The sequence below is a fragment of the Nocardioides sp. genome, assembly GCF_030019515.1.
Lineage (GTDB): Bacteria > Actinomycetota > Actinomycetes > Propionibacteriales > Nocardioidaceae > Nocardioides.
The window spans coordinates 14666-33927 of record NZ_JASEEQ010000013.1 but is presented as its reverse complement, the minus strand read 5'-3'; the positions used below and the strand labels follow the sequence as shown (position 1 = coordinate 33927).

Below are 19262 nucleotides of genomic sequence, written 5' to 3'. Positions count from 1 at the left end.
CTAGCGCACGACCTTGCGGACGACCACGAAGAAGGCGACGACGCCGACGACGGCGCCCGCGGTCTTGAGGATGTTGTCGGTCCGCGGCCGGCCGGTCTGCACGTCGACGAAGTGCGCCTTGATGCTGCTCACCTCGCGGCTGGCGATGGTCTTGGGGTGCACCCGGTGGAGGAGCTGGTCGATGGTCGTCGCCAGGTGCTCCCTGGTCTCCTCGATGTCACGCTCGAGGGAGGACAGCTGGTTGTCCTGGCTCACGGGTACTCCTCCGACGTCGGTGTCGGTTGGAGGCTATCAACCGCTGCGCCCCCGCCGCAGGGTCGGGGCACGGCCGTCCGCGGGTCGAACCCGAAGGGCAGCTCGAGCCGGTGCGCGCGCATCAGCGCGTCGTCGGTGAGGACGTCGTACGTCGACCCGTCGGCGACGACCGTGCCGCCGCTGAGCACCACCGAGCGCGGGCACAGCTCGAGCGCGTACGGCAGGTCGTGGGTGACCATCAGGACCGTCACGTCGAGCGACCGCAGGATGTCGGCGAGCTCGCGCCGGCTCGCCGGGTCGAGGTTGGAGGACGGCTCGTCGAGCACCAGGATCTCGGGCTCCATCGCGAGCACGGTGGCGACCGCGACCCGGCGGCGCTGGCCGAACGAGAGGTGGTGGGGCGGGCGGTCGACGTACTCCTCCATGCCGACCTGCTCGAGCGCGTGCAGCACCCGGCGGTCGAGGTCGGCGCCCCGCAGGCCCAGGTTGGCCGGCCCGAACGCGACGTCGGCCCGGACCGTGCCCAGGAACAGCTGGTCGTCGGGGTCCTGGAAGACCACGCCGACCCGGCGGCGGATCTCGGCGAGGTGGGCCTTCTCGACGCTCAGCCCGCTGACGGCGACGGTGCCGGCGCCTGCCGCCAGGATCCCGTTGAGGTGCAGCACCAGCGTGGTCTTGCCGGCGCCGTTGGGGCCCAGCAGCGCGACCCGCTCGCCGCGGTGGACGTGCAGGTCGACGCCGAAGAGGGCCTGGTGGCCGTCGGGGTAGGCGTAGGCCAGGCCGCGCACGTCGAGGACGGGGGTGCTCATGGTCCGCTCACGCCCGGGCGGGAGTCCTCGGCGGGCATCCGCCCGGTGTAGCCGCGGGAGAGCATCGCCAGGTGCACCCGCTCGCCGCGCTCGTAGGAGCGGATGAACAGCGCGCCCGCGGACCTGGCGAGGACCGGCCAGTGCCTCGGGTCGCGTGCGGAGAAGCCGCGGGACTCGCGGGCGACCCTCATCCGCTGCATCTCGCCGCCGACGACGTCGAGGTAGCGGACCATGAACGCCATGATCTGCACGAGCTGCTGCGGCACCCGCAGCCGCTCCAACCCGACGAGGAGGTCCTGCGGCTCGGTGGTCGCCGCGAGCGTGAGGCTCGCGAGCACGCCGAGCGTGCCCTTGACCAGCAGGGCGATGCCGGCCTCGAGGCCGTGCTGGCTGACACCGATGCCGAGCACCTCGGTCTGCGGGCCGGTCGCGACGAACGGCAGCAGCACGGCGAACACGACGAACGGGAGCTCGACGACCGTGCGCTTGAGGAGGTACGTCGGGGGCACCCGGCTCACGCCGATCACGACGCCGAGGAGCACGGCGTACGCCGCGAAGAGCGCGTAGGCGTCGCGCGGCGTCGCGACCACGACGACCGCGAAGGCCAGCAGCGCCAGGACCTTCAGGTGCGCCGGTGCCCGATGGACGGGCGAATGCCCGTGGAAGTGCAGCTTGTGGCCGTGGCCGGCGCCCACGTCAGGACTGCTCGTCCTGCGGGTGCCGGCGCCGGACGGCGTAGGTCACCCCGCCGGCGAGGCCGAGCACGATCAGGACCCCGAGGACGCCGGTGCGGCTGCCGTAGTCGCCGAGCAGGCCGTCGCGGCCCTTCTCGGTGTGCGCGAAGCCGTGGTCCTGGGAGACCCGGGTGAGGCCGTCCGGGTCGCTGTCGGCGAACCGGCTCACGACGCCGGCGAGCAGCAGCACGACGACGGCGACGCCGAGGACGACCCACCTGAGGGAGACGCCCTTCCTGGCGACCCTGCTCATCCGACCACCGACTTCTTGATCACGAGCTCGCGCTGCACGAGCACCGGGCGGGCGCCGTAGACGAGGTCGGGGCGTACGGCGATGATCGCGCCGACCGCGAGGCCGGTGATCACGCCCTCGCCGATGCCGATCAGGGTGTGCACGCCGAACATGGCCGTCAGGAGCGTGTCGAACGGGATGTCCGCCGTACCGCCCAGCGCGTAGAGGACGACGAAGACCGACGCGGCCAGGGGCACCGACACGAACGCGCCGACCCCGGCCTGGGCCGGCGTCAGCGAGAGCCGCTTGGGGAGCACGAGCTGGAGCAGCCGGAAGACGACCCAGCCGACCAGGACGGTCGTGATCGCCATCAGCACGATGTTGGTGCCGAGCGCGGTGATGCCGCCGTCGGCGAAGAGCAGCGCCTGGACCAGCAGCACGACGCTGACGCAGAGGACGCCGGTCCACGGCCCCACCAGCACCGCCGCGAGCGCACCGCCGATCAGGTGGCCGCTGGTGCCGGCACCGACCGGGAAGTTCAGCATCTGCACGGCGAAGATGAACGCCGCGACCAGCCCGGCCATCGGCGCGGTCCTGTCGTCGAGCTCCCGGCGGGCCTTGACCAGCGCCACGCCGACCACGGCGACGGCGACCGCACCCGTGGCTGCCGAGGTCGGGGCGTCGAGGAAGCCGTCGGGGACGTGCATGCGCTCTCCTGCTCAGCCAGTAGGTTCGTCCGTAGACCCGAGAACGTGCCCACCCTACGCTATTGCACATCACTTGCAACAAGGAGCCCGACCCGTGACCGAGCGCCTCTCCCCGGGCGACACCGCCCCCGAGTTCACCCTCACCGACGACACCGGCGCGGAGGTCGGCCTCAGCGACTTCCTCGGCCGCAAGGTGATCGTGTACTTCTACCCGGCCGCGATGACGCCCGGGTGCACCAAGCAGGCCTGCGACTTCACCGACTCCCTCGCCTCGCTGCAGGCGGCCGGCTACGAGGTCGTCGGCATCTCCCCCGACAAGCCGGAGAAGCTCGCGAGGTTCCGCGCCCGCGACGGGCTCACGATCACCCTGCTCTCCGACCCGGACAGGTCGGTGCTGAGGCAGTACGGCGCGTACGGGGAGAAGAAGCTGTACGGCAAGACGGTCGAGGGCGTGATCCGCTCCACGGTCGTCGTCGACGAGGACGGCAAGGTCTTCCTCGCGCAGTACCACGTCAAGGCCACCGGCCACGTCGCCAAGCTCCGCAGGGACCTCGAGCTCAACCTCGCCGACGAGGAGCCCCGCTGAGTCGAGTCGGCGCGTCTTGCCCACCCAGGAGGGCCGAGTCGGCGCGTCTTGCCCGGGTGCTGTGGAGAGCGCGGGCAAGATGCGCCGAGTCGCAGCCACACGGCGGGCAAGATGCGCCGACTCGACACCGTGCGACACTTCACCCCGCGCGCCCGTAGCCCAATGGGTAGAGGCATCAGGTTTAGGTCCTGACCAGTGAGAGTTCGAGTCTCTCCGGGCGCACCGCCGAGCGTCGCGGGACGCGCGGGCGCTCAGCCCTCCTCGCGCAGCCGCGGCTCGGTGCCCCCCTCGGGCTTGATGCCGGTCTTGTCGGCGTAGAACGCCCGGATCCGGTCCATGTCGGCGCCCACGTCGCCGCTCAGCTCGAACGTCGGGCCCCAGCCGACGGTGCGGGACGGCGCGTCGAGGAAGGCCAGGGTGACCGGCAGCCCGGTCTGCTGGGAGATCCGGTAGAAGCCGGACTTCCAGTACTCCCCCTTGCCCCGGGTGCCCTCCGCGGCAATGCCGAGCAGGAACGTGTCGTCGGTCGCCGCGTCGGCGATCAGCGCCCGGATCGTCGCCCCGGGGTTCGCCCGGTCTAGCTCGACGGCCCCGCTCGCCCGCATGATCGGCGCCAGCGGGCCCTTGAAGAACGCGTCCTTCACCAGCAGCCGAACCTGCACGTTGCTGTCCCAGGCCAGCAGCATGGTCAGCACCCAGTCCCAGTTGGAGGTGTGCGGGGCACCGACCAGGATGCCCTTGCGGGGCACGACACCGACGGTGTGCCAGCGCGAGAGCCGCAGCAGCAGCCGGGCGAGGTTGCGGCGGACGAAGAAGTGCCGCGTCATCCGAGGATCCTCGCGACGATCGGCGCCATCCTGCGCAGCGCCCATCCGCGGTGCGAGATCGCGTCCTTGTCCTCGACGCTGAGCTCCGCGGTGGTCAGTCCGTGCCGGTCGTCGGCCTCGAAGAGGACGTCGTAGCCGAAGCCCCCGGTTCCTCGGGTCTCGTGGATGACCCGGCCCGGCATCACGCCGCTGGTCAGCTCCTCGCCCCCGTCGTGGCAGAACGCGACCGCGCACTGGAAGTGGGCGGTACGGCGGTCGTCGGGCACCTCGGCCAGCTGGGCGAGCAGCAGCTCGTTGTTGCGGGCGTCGCTCTTCGGAGGTCCGGCCCAGCGCGCCGACAGCACCCCGGGCATCCCGTTGAGAGCGTCCACGCACAGCCCGCTGTCGTCGGCCAGCGCCGGGAGGCCGGTGGCGGCCCGACCCGCGCGCGCCTTGAGCAGCGCGTTGCCCTCGAAGGTGGGCTGGTCCTCGACGGGCTCGGCGTACCCCTCGACGTCGTCGATGCCGACCACCACGATGCCGGGCACGTGCTCGCGGAGGATCCGCTCCATCTCCGCGATCTTCTTGCGGTTGCGCGAGGCGAGGAACACCTGCCGGACGGAGTCGGTCACCGGCTCAGCGCCTCCTGCTGCAGACGGGTGAGGTCGGCGCAGCCCTTCTCCGCCAGGGCCAGCAGCGCGTCGAGCTCGGCGCGGTCGAACGCGGCTCCCTCGGCGGTGCCCTGCACCTCGACGAACTTCGCGCCGCCGGTCATCACGACGTTCATGTCGGTCTCGGCCCGCACGTCCTCGACGTAGGGCAGGTCGAGTCGGGGTACGCCGTCGATGATCCCGACACTCACCGCGGCCACGGAGCCGGTGAGCGGCTCGCCGGTCAGCGCCCCGGTCGAGCGCAGGTGCGCGACCGCGTCGGCGAGCGCGACGTAGGCGCCGGTGATCGCCGCCGTCCGGGTACCGCCGTCGGCCTGGAGCACGTCACAGTCGAGCTGGATGGTGTTCTCGCCGAGAGCCTTGTAGTCGATGACCGCCCGCAGCGACCGGCCGATCAGCCGGCTGATCTCGTGGGTGCGGCCGCCGATCCGGCCCTTCACCGACTCCCGGTCCGAGCGGGTGTTGGTGGAGGCGGGGAGCATGGCGTACTCGGCGGTGACCCAGCCCAGGCCCGACCCCTTGCGCCACCGCGGCACGCCCTCGCTGGCCGAGGCGGCGCAGAGCACCTTGGTCCTGCCGAACTCCACGAGCACCGAGCCCGCTGCGTGGTCGAGCCAGTGCCGGGTGATCGTGATCGGGCGGAGCTCGTCGTCGGCACGGCCGTCCGCGCGTGGTGCTGCAGTCATGCCCAGGACCCTAGCCGGGCGGGCTACTTCACCTCCGCGCGGAGCACCCGCCAGGTGCCGAACCCGAGCGGCAGACCGAGCCAGATGATGCCGGAGACGACGAGCTGGGCCCACTCCGTCCCGGTGCCCGACATGTTCCAGATCACCTCCTGCGCGCTCTGGAAGTCGATCCACGGCCGCAGCGCCTCGAACCAGCCCATCAGCGCCGCGCCGAGCGCGAAGAGGCCCGGCAGCACCCACTTGTAGACGAAGAACACGACGATGGCCGCCGGCGTGTTGAGGAACAGTGCCGCGAGCGCGAAGCCGCCGAGCATCGCGAGCACCTGGGTGATGAGGAACGCGGCGAAGTCCGACCAGCCGAACGTCCAGTCGACGTGCCCCTCGATCAGGCCGTAGAGCAGGTTGCACACCAGCCCGATCACGATCGAGACCGCGACCGTGGCGAGCGTGAGGAGTACGCCGACCAGCGCCTTCGCACCGATCACCAGGGGGCGGCGCGGCTCGAGGGCGAAGGTCACCATCGCGGTCCGCTGGCTCCACTCGCTGGTGAGCACCATGATGCCGAGGACCGGCAGCAGGAACGACGTGAGGAACGCCGCGGTGCCGATGAAGTCGCCGAACGCGATCGCCTCGTCCTGCGTCGTCACCACCGCGAGCACGATGACCTCGGCGGCCAGCACCAGCAGCCCGATCACTGCGAGCAGCCAGAAGCCGGCGCGGGTGTCGTAGGACTTGCGCAGCTCCACCCGCACCAGCCGGTGGAACGGGGTCGCCGGGGTTCCCGAGAGGTCGAGTGTCGCGGCCGTCACCTCACTTCACCTCGGCACGGAGCACCCGCCAGAGGCCGACGGCGAGCGGCACCGCCAGCCAGATGAAGCCCGAGACCACGAAGTAGGACCAGTCCTTGCCGGTCATCGTCGCGTCGACCAGGGGGCTCTGGGCGGAGTTGAAGTCGATCCAGGGGCGGATCGAGTCGAACCAGTCCATCAGCTGGGCGCCCAGCTCGAACAGCCCGGGGAGCACGAAGGAGTAGACCATGTAGATCACGATCGCGGCCGGGGTGTTGAGGAGCAGCGCGGCGAACGCGAAGCCCGTGAGCATGCCGACGACCTGGAGCAGCACGAACGCTGCCGTGTGCGCGACGCTCGCGTTCCACACGGTCGGGTCGTCCGAGAGCACGCCGTACAGCGCGTTGCAGACCGTGGCGAGGCCGAGGGCGATCACCACGGCGGCCACCGCGAGCAGGAGGCCGACGACGAGCTTCGCGGCGATGACGTTCGGACGGCGCGGCTCCAGCGAGAACGTCACCATCGCGGTCCGTTGGCTCCACTCGCTGGTGAGCAGCATGATGCCGATGATCGGGAGCAGCACCGCGATCGAGAAGCTCGTCGAGGTCAGGAAGCTGTTGTAGGACAGGGAGACGTCGTCCTGGGTGATGCCGACGGCGAGCTGGATCACCATGACCAGCGCGGTGAGGATCGCGGTCGAGAGCAGCAGCCAGAAGCCGGCGAGCGTGTCCCGTGTCTTGCGCAGCTCCACCCGCACCAGCCGTCCGAACGGCGTCGGGGTGGTCGAGGAGAGATCGAGGGAGTGTCCGAGGCCGGAGGCGGGGATCGTGGTCATGCGAGCACCTCCCGCTGCGTCTCGGAGGTGAGCTCGAGGAACAGGTCCTCCAGCGCGCCCTCGGCAGCCCGCAGGTCGGTGAGCACGATGGCGTTCTCGGCCGCGGTACGCCCGATCTCCACCGGCTCGGCCTCGACCCGCAGCCCGTCGCCCGCGCTGGCCACCGTGAGGCCCCGGGTCCTGAGTGCGGTGGCGAGGGCCTCGTTGTCGAGGGCGGTGACGAACGTCGATGCCGTCCCGTGAGCGCCGGCGAGCAGCGACTTCTTGTCGCCCTGCGCCACGATCCGGCCGTGGCCGATGAGGATCATCTCGTCGGCGATCAGCTCCACCTCGTTGAGCAGGTGGCTGGACAGCAGGACCGTGCCGCCGCGCTCGGCGTACCCCTTGAGGAGGCCCCGCATCCAGCGGATGCCGGCGGGGTCGAGGCCGTTGGCGGGCTCGTCGAGGATCAGCACCGACGGGTCGCCGAGCAGCGCATGCGCGATGCCGAGGCGCTGCTTCATGCCCAGGGAGTAGTTGCGCAGCCGGCGCTTCGCCTCGGCGGGCGTGAGCGAGACCAGCTCGAGCATCTCGTCGATGCGCTCGGCCGGCAGCCCCATCGTGCGCGCGCCGAGCTCGAGGATCTCGCGACCGGTGCGGCCGGCGTGCTGGGCCGAGGCGTCGAGGAGGACGCCGACGTGCCGGCCCGGGTTGGGGATGTCGTTGTACAGGTGCCCACCGATCGTCACCCGGCCCGCGGTCGGCGGGGTCAGGCCCACCATCACCCGCATGGTGGTCGTCTTGCCGGCGCCGTTGGGACCGAGGAAGCCGGTCACCCTCCCGGGCTGGCAGACGAAGCTCACGTCGTCCACCGCGGTGAACGAGCCGTACTTCCTGGTGAGGCCTTCGACCGTGATCATGGGCTCTACCCTGCCGGATCGGCGGGGGGCGGGCATCGGCCGGGCGGATCGCTCTGCGGAGACCAAAGTAGGGGGCGCCCCGCGCCCTGAGCAGCCTCCGGCCGGACCGCCGCCGTCCTAGCCTGGCGGCGTGGACCGGCCGACACCCGAGGACTACCAGCCCCACCTGCGGGCCTGGAGCCACGTGTGGCGCGTCGCGCTGATGCTCGCGATCAGCGCCCTTGCCTGGCTGACGGTCGTCGAGAACCAGGCGGACACGAGCGAGCTGTGGTCGGTCGCCGACGTGGGCCTGGGCCTGGGGGCCTACGTGCTGGTCTTCTTCCGGCGCCGCTGGCCGCTGCCGGTCGCCGTGGCCACCGCGCTCGTCGGCGCGGTCTCGGGCGTCGCGGCGGGACCGGCCGTGCTCGCGGCCGTGTCGCTGGCCACCCACCGTCGGTGGCGTCAGCTCGCGGTGGTCGGCTCGCTCAACTTCGCGGGCGCCCAGCTGTTCAGCACGCTCACCGCCTCCGACGACGACCCCGCGTGGGTCATCCTGATCGCGAACGCCGTTGCCACTGTGGGCATCCTTGGCTGGGGCATGTACATCGGGTCGCGGCGCGAGCTGATCTGGACGCTGCGCAGCCGGGCCGAGCGGGCGGAGGCCGAGCAGGGGCTGCGGGTCGCCCAGGCGCGGAGCAACGAACAGGCCCGGATCGCGCGCGAGATGCACGACGTCCTCGCGCACCGGATCTCGCAGATCTCCATGCACGCGGGTGCCCTCGCGTTCCGCGACGACCTCACCGCCGAGCAGATGCGCTCCAGCGCGGCGGTCATCCAGGAGAAGGCCCACGAGGCGCTCACCGACCTGCGCGGGGTGCTCGGCGTGCTCCGCGACGACGCGACCGGGGAGCGGCTCCGCGCCCCGCAACCGACGTACGCCGACCTCCACGACCTGGTCGAGGACGCGCGCGGTTCCGGGCTGCGCGTCGAGCTGGACGACCTGGTGCGCGACGAGCCGCCCGAGGCGGTCGGCCGCACGGTCTACCGCATCGTCCAGGAGGGCCTCACCAACGCCCACAAGCACGCTCCGGGTGCCCTGGTGACCGTACGGATCAGCGGCTCGGCCGAGGACGGCGTGGACGTCCTGCTGCGCAACCCGCTCGGGTTCGGGACCTCCAGCACCCCCGGCGCCGGGCTCGGGCTGGTGGGCCTCACCGAGCGTGCCGAGCTCCGCGGCGGGCGGCTCGAGGCCGGCCCGGACGGCTCGACGTTCGTCCTGCACGGCTGGATACCGTGGGCGGCATGAACGCGGCCACGACGGTGCTGCTCGTCGACGACGACCCGCTGGTGCGCTCCGCGCTGTCCCTGATGCTCGGCGGCCAGAGCGACATCGAGGTGGTCGGCGAGGCCGCCGACGGCCACGAAGGCGTCCGCCTCGCAGCAGAGCTGCGGCCCGACGTCGTGCTGATGGACATCCGGATGCCCCGCCTGGACGGCCTCGGCGCGACCCGGCAGCTGCACGCCCGTCCGGCACCCCCGCGGGTCATCGTGCTGACGACCTTCGACGCCGACGAGCACGTGGTCGAGGCCCTCGCGGCGGGCGCGGACGGCTTCCTGCTCAAGGACACCGCGCCGCCGCAGATCATCGACGCGATCCGCAAGGTCGTCGACGACGAGCCGATGCTCTCACCCTCGGTCACCCGCACCCTGATCCGCAGGCTGCGCGACCAGCCCGACACGGCCGCCGACGTCGCTGCGGCGCGGACGGCCGAGGCCCAGTCCCGCCTGGGGCTGCTCACCGATCGGGAGCGCGACGTGGCGCTCGCGGTCGGCCGCGGCCTCAGCAACGCCGAGATCGCCGGCGACCTCTATCTCTCGGTGCCCACGGTGAAGGCCCACGTCTCCCGGCTCTTCGACAAGCTCCAGGTGACGAACCGGGTCCAGATCGCGATCTGTGTCCACGACGCTGGACTGAGCTAGGGATCACGGCCCCGGGGGCTGAGCTTGCGAAGCCCCCGGATCCGGCGCGATCCCTACAGCTCGTAGACCGCACCCGGACGGGCCAGCTCGACCGTCCCGTCGTACGCCGCGACCGCCTCGGCCAGCGCGTCCGCGGGCTCGTGCCAGGGCGGGACGTGGGTGAGCACCAGCCGGCGGACGCCGGCCCGGGCCGCCACCTGCCCGCCGTCGGCGCCGGTGAGGTGCAGGTCGGGTGGGTTGTCGTCGACGGAGCGGAACGAGGCCTCGGCGAGGAACAGGTCCGCGTCGCGCGCGAGGTCGTCGAGGGCCGCGCAGGGCCCGGTGTCGCCGGTGTAGGCGAGCGTGATGCCGTCGGCGGTGACCCGCAGTCCGTACGCGGGCACCGGGTGGTTGACGGCGACCGGCTCGACCAGGAACGGGCCGATCTGCTCGGGGCCGTGCCACTCGCGGAAGTCGAACTCGTGGTGCATGCCCGGGTCGCTCGGCAGGTCGTAGGCGCGCGCCATCCGATCGGCGGTTCCGGCCGGGCCCCACACCGGGATCCGCGGCTGCGGGCCGAGCGGGTGGTACTTGCGCAGCACGTAGTAGCCGGTGAGGTCCAGGCAGTGGTCGGCGTGCAGGTGGCTGAGCAGCACCGCGTCCACGGCCAGCGGGTCGGCGAAGCGGTGCAGCGCACCCAGCGCCCCGTTGCCGAGGTCGAGGAGCACCCGCCAGGTGCGCCCGGCGGCGTCCTCGGCCTCGAGGAGGTAGCAGCTGGCCGGGGACTCCGGGCCCGGGTAGGAGCCCGAGCAGCCGACGATCGTCAGTCGCATCGCTCCACCGCCAGCCCGCCCACGAACTGCGACGCGCCCACCATCTCGGGCCCGAGGAACCGGCGCCCGATCGTCTCGAACTCACCGGGGGCGCCGGTCGTGAGGAAGGAGTACGCCGGCTCGCCGGTCGGCCGGATCAGGTCGGTCTGCACCAGCATCTTGTAGACGTCCTTCGCGCACTCCTCGGCGCTGCTGACCAGAGTCACGTTGTCGCCCATGACCAGGGAGATCACGCCGGTCAGGAGTGGGTAGTGGGTGCAGCCGAGGATCAGGGTGTCGACGCCCTCGGAGATCAGCGGGTCCAGGTACTCGTGTGCGACCGAGATCAGCTCGTCGCCCGAGGTGACGCCGGCCTCCACGAAGTCGACGAACCGCGGGCAGGGCTGGGTGACCAGGCGCACGTGGGGCGCCGCCGCGAAGGCATCGTCGTACGCCATGGACTCGGCGGTGGCGCGGGTGCAGATCACGCCGATCCGCCCGGTGCGGCTCGCGGCAACCGCGCGACGGGTCGCGGGGTAGATCACCTCGACGACGGGCACGTCGTAGCGCTCGCGGGCGTCGCGCAGCATCGCGGCGCTCGCGGAGTTGCAGGCGATGACCAGCGCCTTGACGCCGCGCTCCACGAGGTGGTCGAGGCACTCCAGCGCGTACTCCCGCACCTCGCCGATCGGCTTGGGGCCGTACGGCTGGCGCGCGGTGTCGCCGACGTAGACGATCGACTCGTGCGGCAGCTGGTCGATCACCGACCGGGCGACGGTCAGTCCGCCGAAGCCGGAGTCGAAGATGCCGATCGGGGCGTCGGTGGTGACTGCCGACGACGGGTCGATCGTTGCTGGGCGCACAGCAGCCAAGGCTAGAACCTCACGCCCTCCTCCGCATGGCCACGCGACCGAGGTCACGGGAGATCACGGTCACGGTCCGCCTCGGTGGGTACCGTCGGCCCCATGCGTCTCCCCCGTGTCCTCGTCGCGGTCGCCCTGTCCGTGACGACCTCCGCCGCCCTCGCCGGGTGCTCGGCCGCCGACCGACCGGCCGCCGACGCGCGGCTCTCCGCCGCACCGACCGCCCCGCCCGCGGCGACCCAGGTGCTCGCGATCTCGGTCGACGGGCTCAACACCGACGCGATCGACCGGCTCGGGAGCGACGGCGCTCCCACCCTCCACCGGCTGCTCGCCGAGGGCGCCGGCACCCTCAACGCGCGCACCGAGTACGAGCAGACCGTCACCCTGCCCAACCACGCGAGCATGATGACCGGACGCCGGATCACCGCCGCCAAGGGCGGACACGGCGTCACGTGGGACGACGACCGGCCGGGCTCGACCGTGCAGCAGGCCGCCGGTCACGGCGTGGCGTCGATCTTCAGCAGCGTGCACGCCACCGACGGGAGCACCGCGCTCTACACGACGAAGTCCAAGTTCGGGCTCTACGACCGATCCTGGCCCCGCGGCATCGACACCTTCCGGGTCCGGGAGAACCAGCGGCGGCTGGTCCGCCTGGCCCGCGCCGACCTGGCCGACGGGGCGCCGACGTTCACGTTCCTGCACCTCTCCCTGCCCGACCGGTTCGGGCACCGGTACGGCGGCATGTCGGAGCAGTACCTCGCCGCGGTGCAGCGCACCGACGCCCAGCTCGGGTCCGTGCTGCGCACACTCGCCGGCACCGACGTGGTCGTGCTCCTGACCGCCGACCATGGCTTCGCCGCCGGCAGGACCGACCACTCCGGCCGCCGGAACGTCGAGAACTACCGGATCCCGTTCCTCGCGTGGGGCCCCGGCGTCGACCACGGCGACCTCTACGCGATGAACCCCGACTTCGCCGACCCCGGCACGAGCAGGCCGTCGTACGCCGGGAGGCAGCCGGTGCGCAACGGCGACCTGGCCAACCTGGCGGCCGGCCTGCTCGGGCTCGACGCCGTGCCGGGGAGCGCGATCGATGCCGACCAGGCGCTGACCGTCAGCGACTGAGCCAACCGAACGACACGCTGAACGACTCGGACGGCCTCGACACGCCGGTCGCGGCCTCGCTAGTCGAACAGTCGCGGCTGCGGCGGCCCGAGCGAGGGGTCGACGCCGTCGAAGAGGCTGCTGACCGACTCGCCGGCGTGGATCCGCTCGATGGCCTGGGCGAACAGGTCGGCGATGGTGCGCACCTCGAGCTCGGGCCAGTCGGCAGGAGGCGGCACCGTGTCGGTGGTCACCACCTCGGTGATCATCGGGTGTCCGCGCAGCCGCTCGATCGCCTTGCCGACGAAGAGCCCGTGCGTGCACGCGATCGCGGCCTCGGTGCAGCCCTGCTCGGCGAGTCGGTCGAGCAGCTCGACGATGGAGCCACCGGTCGCGATCTCGTCGTCGAGCACGATGGCCCGGCGCCCGGCGACGTCGCCGACGATGGCGTCGATCACGACCTGGTCGTCGGCGAGCCGCTTCTTGCTGCCGGCCGCCACCGGCAGCCCGAGCAGCCGGGCGAACTGGCTCGCGGTCTTCGCGTTGCCGAAGTCCGGCGAGACCACGACGGTCTCGTCCGGGTCGGCGCCCTGGAAGTGGTCGGCGAGCACGCCGAGCGCGGTGAGGTGGTCGACGGGCACCGAGAAGAACGCGTGCACCTGCGGCGCGTGCAGGGTCATCGTGATCACCCGGTCGACGCCCGCGGCGTCGAGCAGGTCCGCGACGAGCCGACCGCCGATCGAGAGCCGGGAGGCGTCCTTCTTGTCCGACCGCGCGTAGGCGTAGTACGGGATCACCGCGGTGATCTGGGCCGCCGAGGCGCCGCGGGCGGCATCGACCATCAGCAGCAGCTCCATCAGGTGCTCCTGGGTCGGCGGCGACAGCGGCTGCACGATGTAGACGTCGCGCTGGCGGCAGTTCTCCTGGAGCTGGGCCTGCAGGCAGTCGTTGCTGAACCGGGTCAGCTCGACCGACGACAGCGGCACCCCGAGGCCCGCGCAGATCGCCGAGGCGAGAGACCGGTGGGCACTGCCGCTGAAGACGACGATCTCGCGCAACTGTGCTCCTGACGACCGGACCGGTGCAGGGTCACCGTAACCCCTCCGGCGACACCCCGGAACCGCAACCGGCGATTCGCTGGCCCGCACGCAGCCCCGGGGCCACAATCGGCCCATGGACGCAGACTCAGCGGACCCGGGCTCGGTCGACGCCGCACTCGCCGCCGAGGCCGCCCGCCGCGCCGCGGAGGAGGAGCTCGAGCTGCTCCGCCAGCGCATGGAGAACGCCCAGGCGCTCGCGAACATGGGCGACTACGACTGGCACATCCCCACCGACACCAACCGGTGGAGCGACCAGCTGTTCCGGATCTACGGGCACGAGCCGCAGTCGTTCAACGCGACCTACGAGCGCTTCCTGTCGCTGATCCACCCCGAGGACCGCGAACGGGTCCAGGCGATCCACCAGCACGCCTACGCCACCGGCGAGCCGTACGAGATGATCGAGCGGGTGGTCCGGCCCGACGGCGAGGTGCGCTACCTGCACTCCAACGGCCAGGTGATCATGGGCCCGGACGGCAGCCCCGAGCGGATGCGCGGCACCTGCGTCGACGTCACCGACCAGGTGCTGGCCGAGCGCGAGCGGGAGGCCGCGGCCACCCGCCTGGGCGAGGTGCGGCTGCGCCGGCGGCAGGCGGCCGAGATCAACGACAACGTCGTGCAGGGCCTCACCGCGGCGATGTACGCCCTCGAGCTGGGCGACGCCGCGGGATGCCAGGCCTACCTGGACCGGACCCTGGGCTCGGCGCGCACGATGATGCACGACCTGGTCGAGCCGCTCACCGAGGGCGAGCTGGACGCCGGCGACCTGGTGCGGATGGAGCCGGCCACGCTGCGAGACGGATAGAGACGTCCCGCTGGGCTACTGGGTCTCGACACTCGATGTGACTCTGGTGGTCGCGACCTCGTTCCTCGGCCGCGCGGCTCGCTCGACCACCATCAGCAGGTCCGCTTCGCGCCCCTGCTAGGCCCAGAGCTGGCCTTCGAGGCGGTCCTCCGCCTCGTCGACGGTGCCCTCGTAGGCGCCCGTCGAGAGGTACTTCCAGCCACCGTCGGCGACGACGAAGGCGATGTCGGCGCTCTCCCCGGCCTTGACCGCCTTCGCGGCCTGGCCCAGGGCGGCGTGCAGGATCGCGCCGGTGGAGATGCCGGCGAAGATGCCCTCGAGCTCGAGCAGCTCGCGTACCCGGCGGACGGCGTCGCGGGGCCCGACCGAGAAGCGCGAGTCGATCAGGGCGGCGTCGTACAGCTCCGGGACGAAGCCCTCGTCGAGGTTGCGCAGGCCGTAGACGAGCTCGCCGTAGCGTGGCTCCGCAGCGACGATCCGCACCTCGGCCTTGTGGGCCCGGAAGAACCGGCTGACGCCCATCAGCGTGCCGGTGGTGCCGAGGCCGGCGACGAAGTGCGTGATCGACGGCAGGTCGGCGAGCAGCTCGGGGCCGGTGCCCTCCTCGTGGGCGAGCGCGTTCGCGGCGTTGCCGTACTGGTAGAGCATCACCCAGTCCGGGTGCTCGGCGGCGACCCGCTTGGCGACGCGGACCGCCTCGTTGGACCCGCCGGCAGCCGGCGACGACACGATCTCGGCACCCCACATCCGCAGCAGCTGGCGGCGCTCCTCGGAGGTGTTCTCGGGCATCACGCAGACGATCCGGTAGCCCTTGAGCTTCGCCGCCATCGCCAGCGAGATGCCGGTGTTGCCGGACGTCGGCTCCAGGATCGTGCACCCTGGGCGCAGGGTGCCGTCCTTCTCGGCCTCCTCGATCATCTTCAGGGCCGGGCGGTCCTTGATCGAGCCCGTGGGGTTGCGGTCCTCGAGCTTGGCCCAGAGGCGTACGTCGGCGCTGGGGCCACAGAGTTGGGCGGAGAGCCGCGGCAGCCCGACGAGCGGGGTGTTCCCGACGGAGGCGAGGAGGTTGTCGTACCTCATCCGGCGATCGAGCCCGTCGAGATCATCCCCCGGCCACCGCCGGCAGCACGACGATCTGGTCGCCGTCGCTGAGCTCGGCGTCCAGCCCGCCGATGAACCGGACGTCCTCGTCGTTGACGTACACGTTGACGAACCGGCGCAGGTCGCCGTCCTCGATCAGCCGATCCTTGAGCCCGGGGTGGCTGGACTCCAGGTCGTCGATCAGCGCGCTCAGGCTGGCCCCCTCACCCGTGACGGCCTTCTCGCCGCCGGTGTAGGTGCGCAGGATGGTCGGGATCCGGACCTCGATGGCCATGGTCACTCCTCGTTGCTCGGCGTCAGCTCGTCCACGACGGCGACCTCTTCCTCGGTCACCTCGCCGTCGACGATCCTGTAGGACCTGAACTCCACAGGCCCCTCGTTATTCCCTTCCGAGGGATCGGTGCAGTGCTGTGTGCTGACCAGCACGTAGTGCGCCCCGGGCTCGCTCGCGAGCCCGATGTCGGTGCGACTGGGGTAGGCCTCGGTCGCCGTGTGCGAGTGGTAGACCACCACCGGCTCCTCGTCGCGGGCCCACATCTCCTTGTAGAGCTGGAGCAGCTCGGTGGAGTCGAACTCGTAGAACGTCGGCGAGCCGGCGGCGTTGACCATCTCGACCAGGCGCTCGGGACGGTCGCTGCCCTCGGGGCCCGCGACGATGCCGCAGGCCTCGTCGGGGTGGTCGCGGCGGGCGTGCGCGACGATGGCGTCGTAGGTCGCTCGGGCGATGGTCAGCACCATTCCAGGGTAGGCGGTCAGCGACGGAACCTCGTCGCGGTCTCACCCGCGAGGACGTCGTCGATCCGTTCGCGGAGCCAGCCGCTCATGGGCGGCAGCGCGTCGATGGGCCACCAGCGCACGTCGGTGTTCTCGTCGTCGGCCACCCGCGCCTCCCCCGACACCCAGGTGCAGGTGAACGTGAGGTCGAGGTACACGCCGAGGTCGCCGTTGCCGTGCACCACCTGGGGGCTGGCACCGACGGAGGCGAGCCGGTCGACGCTGACCTGGACGCCGGTCTCCTCCAGCGCCTCGCGGGCCGCCCCGACGGCCGGCTCCTCGCCCGGGTCGAGGATGCCGGTGATCGGCGCCCACTCGCCGTTGTCGACCCGTCGGGTCAGCAGCACCTCGGCGCCGGCCGGACGGTCGCGCAGGACGACGGCGGTGACGGCGGGCAGCCAGAGCTCGATGGTGCCGACCAGCTGGCGGAGCTCGGCGACGAACGGTGGGATCGGCATCGGCGTGCGCTATCCCGAGAGGGCCTGGACGAGGGTCTCCTGCAGGTAGCCGACCCACTCGTAGATGTCGTGCGCCTGCGCCCGGGGATCGTCGTCGGGCAGCGAGTGCCAGTACGCCTCGTCGCCCTCCTCGACCTCGAGCCGGGTCGCGAGCGCGAGCCGCAGATCGGTGAACGAGCGCATCCAGGTCTCGGCGGTCGCCTCGTCCAGCTCGAGGTCGATCATCAGTCCGTCCTCGGTCAGCTCCGGCGGCAGCCCGGCCTCCTCGAGGCCGTCGATGATCGAGACCGCCGCGGCCGCCTTTCCGTCGCGCAGGGTGCCCTCGGTGAACCGTCGGAACTCCGAGGCCGCCTCGGCGTCGCTCGGGTAGGCGGTCGGGAACAGCCGGGCCAGCACCGGGTCCTCGGGCGCCTGGGTGGGCCCGGAGAAGTCCATCATCGCCTCGAACGGGTCAACGGTGTCGCGCGGCACCGCGGCCTCGTTGCGGAGCAGCTCGACCAGCTGGCCGGCCAACGAGCGCAGCAGGTCCGCCTCGAAGCCGGTGAAGTTCGCGATGATCAGCTTGCTGCGGCGGTGCCGCTGGAAGCCACTCACGCCCTCGTCACTCCGTGCTCTCGGGGGGTGCTCACGGATCGATCACTCCTGCTTGTCCATCGTTGCCCACAGGCCGTACTCGTGCATGGCCTGCACGTCCCGCTCCATCTCCTCCCGGGTCCCCGAGCTGACCACCGACCTGCCCTCCTCGTGGACCTCCATCATCAGCTTCTCCGCCTTCTTCTTGGAGTAGCCGAAGTACTTCTGGAACACGTAGGTGACGTACGACATCAGGTTGACCGGGTCGTTCCACACGATCGTCACCCAGGGCTTCGAGGTCTGGGTGATCTCGTCGGGAGTGAGGGTCGGCTCGACCTCGACGGGGGCAGACACGGTGCCCATGTTGGCACACTGGGCCACGTGTCCCTCACCCCCGCACCGAGCCCCGGCCCGAGCACCGCGCTCCTCACCGACCACTACGAGCTGACGATGCTCCAAGCCGCCTTGACGGCCGGGACGGCGGACCGCCGCGCGGTCTTCGAGCTGTTCCCACGACGACTGCCGGCGGGCCGCCGGTACGGCGTGGTGGCCGGCGTCGGCCGGGCCCTGGACGCGATCGAGCGGTTCCGGTTCGACGAGCAGGCGCTCGCCGCCCTGACCGAGGTGGTGGACGCGCCGACACTGGAGTGGCTGGCGTCGTACCGCTTCTCCGGCGACGTGTGGGGCTACGCGGAGGGCGAGGCCTACTTCCCCTACTCGCCGCTCGCGATCGTGGAGTCGACGTTCGCCGAGGCGGTCCTGCTGGAGACCCTGCTGCTGTCGATCTACAACCACGACTCGGCCATCGCCTCGGCCGCCTCCCGAATGACCCTGGTCGCCGGCGACCGACCCTGCATCGAGATGGGATCGCGACGCACGCACGAGGAGGCCGCAGTGGCCGCCGCGCGCGCGGCGTACGTCGCCGGCTTCGCGACGAGCTCGAACCTGGCCGCGCGGCAGCGGTACGGCGTGCCGTCCGCCGGCACCAGCGCCCACAGCTTCACGCTCCTGCACGACACCGAGGCCGACGCGTTCCGGGCCCAGGTGGACTCCCTCGGCGTCGGTACGACGCTGCTCGTGGACACCTACGACGTGGCGGAGGCGGTGCGGCTGGCGGTGGACATCGCCGGGCCCGAGCTGGGGGCGGTGCGCCTGGACTCCGGCGACCTCGGTGCCCTGGCGCACGAGGTCCGGGCGCAGCTCGACGGCCTCGGGGCGACCGGGACCCGGATCATCGTCACCAGCGACCTCGACGAGTACGCGATCGCCGCGCTGGCCGCGGCGCCGGTCGACGGGTACGGCGTCGGCACCCAGCTCGTCACCGGCAGCGGGCACCCCACGTGTGGATTCGTCTACAAGCTGGTGGCGCGCGCCGACGACGCCGGCCGGCTCCTGCCGGTCGCCAAGAAGAGCGTCGACAAGACCTCGATCGGCGGTCGCAAGTACGCGTTGCGGCGCCGCGACGCCTCGGGCACCGCCGAGGTCGAGGTGGTCGGCATCGGCACGCCTCCGGTGGACGACGGCGACGACCGTCCCCTGCTCGTCCCGCTCGTGCGCAACGGGGAGGTGGTCGGCCGCGAGTCGCTCGACGACGCCCGGGCCCGCCACCTCACCGCACGCGCCGAGCTGCCCGTCGCCGTCCAGCAGATGTCGCGCGGGGAGCCGGTGATCCCGACCCTGCATCTCTGAGTGACTGCACGCCGGCCGGCGGGTTCTGCGGGACGGCATACGG

Annotated in this window: 26 protein-coding genes and 1 tRNA gene; 7 read left to right on the top strand and 20 right to left on the bottom strand. The window is 71.8% G+C overall.

Annotated features, from left to right (window positions below; translation table 11 throughout):
• Genes QMC84_RS17330 through QMC84_RS17310 form a run of 5 tightly spaced genes read right to left on the bottom strand, consistent with a single transcriptional unit; the run spans window position 1 to window position 2737 of the window.
• Window positions 1-255: a DUF3618 domain-containing protein gene (locus QMC84_RS17330; RefSeq protein ID WP_300376846.1), complete on the bottom strand. Its 255-nt coding sequence runs from the start codon at window positions 253-255 to the stop codon at window positions 1-3.
• On the bottom strand, window positions 252-1064 hold the full coding sequence (locus QMC84_RS17325) for an ABC transporter ATP-binding protein (RefSeq protein WP_300376844.1): 813 nt from the start codon (window positions 1062-1064) through the stop codon (window positions 252-254). Before QMC84_RS17325 ends, QMC84_RS17330 begins: the two co-directional genes overlap by 4 nt.
• Window positions 1061-1759, bottom strand: a complete 699-nt coding sequence (gene cbiQ / locus QMC84_RS17320) for a cobalt ECF transporter T component CbiQ (protein ID WP_300376842.1) — start codon at window positions 1757-1759, stop codon at window positions 1061-1063. Before cbiQ ends, QMC84_RS17325 begins: the two co-directional genes overlap by 4 nt.
• A 1-nt stretch (window position 1760) precedes the next feature.
• The gene (locus QMC84_RS17315; RefSeq protein WP_300376840.1) at window positions 1761-2051 is read right to left on the bottom strand and encodes a PDGLE domain-containing protein; all 291 of its coding nucleotides are present in this window, start codon (window positions 2049-2051) and stop codon (window positions 1761-1763) included.
• Entirely contained in the window at window positions 2048-2737 is a 690-nt protein-coding gene (locus tag QMC84_RS17310; RefSeq protein ID WP_300376838.1) for an energy-coupling factor ABC transporter permease, read from the bottom strand. Before QMC84_RS17310 ends, QMC84_RS17315 begins: the two co-directional genes overlap by 4 nt.
• A 94-nt stretch (window positions 2738-2831) precedes the next feature.
• On the opposite strand from QMC84_RS17310, the gene bcp reads away from it, so the two are divergent.
• Together bcp and QMC84_RS17300 are read left to right on the top strand one after the other, a co-directional pair.
• Window positions 2832-3323 (top strand): thioredoxin-dependent thiol peroxidase, encoded by a 492-nt coding sequence (gene bcp, locus QMC84_RS17305; RefSeq protein ID WP_300376836.1) that lies wholly within the window; start codon window positions 2832-2834, stop codon window positions 3321-3323.
• Window positions 3324-3471: 148 nt separating this feature from the next.
• Window positions 3472-3545 (top strand) — tRNA-Leu (locus QMC84_RS17300).
• Between the two features lie 29 nt (window positions 3546-3574).
• Here QMC84_RS17300 and QMC84_RS17295 read toward each other — a convergent pair.
• From QMC84_RS17295 to QMC84_RS17270, 6 genes are read right to left on the bottom strand one after another with little or no spacing between them, the layout of a single operon-like run.
• Complete coding sequence (locus QMC84_RS17295; RefSeq protein ID WP_300376834.1) at window positions 3575-4150, bottom strand: 1-acyl-sn-glycerol-3-phosphate acyltransferase; 576 nt, start codon at window positions 4148-4150, stop codon at window positions 3575-3577.
• Entirely contained in the window at window positions 4147-4761 is a 615-nt protein-coding gene (rdgB, locus tag QMC84_RS17290; RefSeq protein ID WP_300376832.1) for an RdgB/HAM1 family non-canonical purine NTP pyrophosphatase, read from the bottom strand. Before rdgB ends, QMC84_RS17295 begins: the two co-directional genes overlap by 4 nt.
• The gene (gene rph, locus QMC84_RS17285) at window positions 4758-5486 is read right to left on the bottom strand and encodes a ribonuclease PH (RefSeq protein WP_300376831.1); all 729 of its coding nucleotides are present in this window, start codon (window positions 5484-5486) and stop codon (window positions 4758-4760) included. The genes rdgB and rph overlap by 4 nt, the downstream gene beginning before the upstream one ends.
• Before the next feature lie 23 nt (window positions 5487-5509).
• Window positions 5510-6295: an ABC transporter permease gene (locus QMC84_RS17280; protein ID WP_300376829.1), complete on the bottom strand. Its 786-nt coding sequence runs from the start codon at window positions 6293-6295 to the stop codon at window positions 5510-5512.
• A gap of 1 nt (window position 6296) precedes the next feature.
• Window positions 6297-7109: an ABC transporter permease subunit gene (locus QMC84_RS17275; protein ID WP_300376827.1), complete on the bottom strand. Its 813-nt coding sequence runs from the start codon at window positions 7107-7109 to the stop codon at window positions 6297-6299.
• Window positions 7106-8008 carry an ATP-binding cassette domain-containing protein gene (locus tag QMC84_RS17270; RefSeq protein WP_300376825.1) on the bottom strand — a complete coding sequence of 301 codons (903 nt, stop codon included), beginning with the start codon at window positions 8006-8008 and terminating at the stop codon, window positions 7106-7108. The genes QMC84_RS17275 and QMC84_RS17270 overlap by 4 nt, the downstream gene beginning before the upstream one ends.
• A 130-nt stretch (window positions 8009-8138) precedes the next feature.
• On the opposite strand from QMC84_RS17270, the gene QMC84_RS17265 reads away from it, so the two are divergent.
• Window positions 8139-9293 carry a histidine kinase gene (locus QMC84_RS17265; protein WP_300376823.1) on the top strand — a complete coding sequence of 385 codons (1155 nt, stop codon included), beginning with the start codon at window positions 8139-8141 and terminating at the stop codon, window positions 9291-9293.
• Window positions 9290-9967 (top strand): response regulator transcription factor, encoded by a 678-nt coding sequence (locus tag QMC84_RS17260; RefSeq protein WP_300376821.1) that lies wholly within the window; start codon window positions 9290-9292, stop codon window positions 9965-9967. The genes QMC84_RS17265 and QMC84_RS17260 overlap by 4 nt, the downstream gene beginning before the upstream one ends.
• A 53-nt stretch (window positions 9968-10020) precedes the next feature.
• Here the strand turns inward: QMC84_RS17260 and QMC84_RS17255 are convergent, their stop codons facing one another.
• Both QMC84_RS17255 and murI read right to left on the bottom strand, forming a co-directional pair.
• Window positions 10021-10779: an MBL fold metallo-hydrolase gene (locus QMC84_RS17255; RefSeq protein WP_300376819.1), complete on the bottom strand. Its 759-nt coding sequence runs from the start codon at window positions 10777-10779 to the stop codon at window positions 10021-10023.
• Window positions 10770-11630, bottom strand: coding sequence for a glutamate racemase (gene murI, locus QMC84_RS17250; protein WP_300376817.1), 861 nt, complete (start codon window positions 11628-11630; stop codon window positions 10770-10772). The genes QMC84_RS17255 and murI overlap by 10 nt, the downstream gene beginning before the upstream one ends.
• 93 nt (window positions 11631-11723) lie before the next feature.
• Here murI and QMC84_RS17245 point away from each other — a divergent pair, with 93 nt between their 5' ends.
• Entirely contained in the window at window positions 11724-12743 is a 1020-nt protein-coding gene (locus QMC84_RS17245) for an alkaline phosphatase family protein (protein WP_300376815.1), read from the top strand.
• 59 nt (window positions 12744-12802) lie between these two features.
• Here the strand turns inward: QMC84_RS17245 and QMC84_RS17240 are convergent, their stop codons facing one another.
• Window positions 12803-13780, bottom strand: a complete 978-nt coding sequence (locus QMC84_RS17240; RefSeq protein ID WP_300376813.1) for a ribose-phosphate diphosphokinase — start codon at window positions 13778-13780, stop codon at window positions 12803-12805.
• A 115-nt stretch (window positions 13781-13895) separates the two neighbouring features.
• Between QMC84_RS17240 and QMC84_RS17235 the strand changes: the two genes are divergently transcribed.
• Window positions 13896-14624, top strand: a complete 729-nt coding sequence (locus QMC84_RS17235; protein ID WP_300376811.1) for a PAS domain-containing protein — start codon at window positions 13896-13898, stop codon at window positions 14622-14624.
• 117 nt (window positions 14625-14741) lie between these two features.
• On the opposite strand, the gene QMC84_RS17230 is transcribed toward QMC84_RS17235, so the two are convergent.
• From QMC84_RS17230 to clpS, 6 genes are read right to left on the bottom strand one after another with little or no spacing between them, the layout of a single operon-like run.
• On the bottom strand, window positions 14742-15704 hold the full coding sequence (locus QMC84_RS17230) for a pyridoxal-phosphate dependent enzyme (RefSeq protein WP_300376809.1): 963 nt from the start codon (window positions 15702-15704) through the stop codon (window positions 14742-14744).
• Between the two features lie 22 nt (window positions 15705-15726).
• Window positions 15727-15999 carry a MoaD family protein gene (locus QMC84_RS17225; protein WP_300376807.1) on the bottom strand — a complete coding sequence of 91 codons (273 nt, stop codon included), beginning with the start codon at window positions 15997-15999 and terminating at the stop codon, window positions 15727-15729.
• A gap of 2 nt (window positions 16000-16001) precedes the next feature.
• The gene (locus tag QMC84_RS17220) at window positions 16002-16460 is read right to left on the bottom strand and encodes a M67 family metallopeptidase (protein ID WP_366145762.1); all 459 of its coding nucleotides are present in this window, start codon (window positions 16458-16460) and stop codon (window positions 16002-16004) included.
• Between the two features lie 17 nt (window positions 16461-16477).
• Window positions 16478-16957 carry an NUDIX domain-containing protein gene (locus QMC84_RS17215; RefSeq protein WP_300376803.1) on the bottom strand — a complete coding sequence of 160 codons (480 nt, stop codon included), beginning with the start codon at window positions 16955-16957 and terminating at the stop codon, window positions 16478-16480.
• 9 nt (window positions 16958-16966) lie between these two features.
• Window positions 16967-17551: a DUF2017 domain-containing protein gene (locus QMC84_RS17210; RefSeq protein ID WP_300376801.1), complete on the bottom strand. Its 585-nt coding sequence runs from the start codon at window positions 17549-17551 to the stop codon at window positions 16967-16969.
• Window positions 17552-17593: 42 nt separating this feature from the next.
• A complete protein-coding gene (gene clpS, locus QMC84_RS17205; RefSeq protein WP_300376799.1) occupies window positions 17594-17893 on the bottom strand; it encodes an ATP-dependent Clp protease adapter ClpS in 300 nt (99 codons plus the stop codon).
• 18 nt (window positions 17894-17911) lie between these two features.
• On the opposite strand from clpS, the gene QMC84_RS17200 reads away from it, so the two are divergent.
• Window positions 17912-19219: a nicotinate phosphoribosyltransferase gene (locus QMC84_RS17200; RefSeq protein ID WP_300376797.1), complete on the top strand. Its 1308-nt coding sequence runs from the start codon at window positions 17912-17914 to the stop codon at window positions 19217-19219.
• Window positions 19220-19262: the final 43 nt, after the last annotated feature.